Annotated in this window: 1 protein-coding gene; it reads right to left on the bottom strand. The window is 69.0% G+C overall.

The window, feature by feature from the left end; genetic code table 11:
- On the bottom strand, positions 1-274 hold a 274-nt coding region (locus tag MTCD1_RS19150), incomplete at both ends, for an AAA family ATPase (RefSeq protein ID WP_143760178.1).

Raw genomic sequence — 274 nt, 5'->3', positions numbered from 1 at the left:
CGGGAAAGCCGAAGTCCAGTGCCACGAAGCGCTGGCGCGTGCTGGGCTTCAGGTCCTTGAGCATGCGCTGGTAGCCGGGGTTGTATGACACGATGAGCCCGAAGCCGGGCGCGGCCTCGACCACCTCGCCCGTCTTGTCGATGGGCAGGATGCGCCGGTGGTCGGTGAGCGGGTGCAATACCACCACCGTGTCCTGCCGCGCCTCCACCACTTCGTCCAGGTAGCACAGCGCGCCCTCGCGCACAGCGCGGGTCAGCGGCCCGTCGTGCCACAC

Source organism: Colwellia marinimaniae, assembly GCF_002207865.1.
In the GTDB taxonomy this organism is placed as follows: domain Bacteria; phylum Pseudomonadota; class Gammaproteobacteria; order Enterobacterales; family Alteromonadaceae; genus Colwellia; species Colwellia marinimaniae.
Note: the sequence above shows the minus strand (reverse complement) of the source record. Positions and strands in the feature narration are given on the sequence as shown.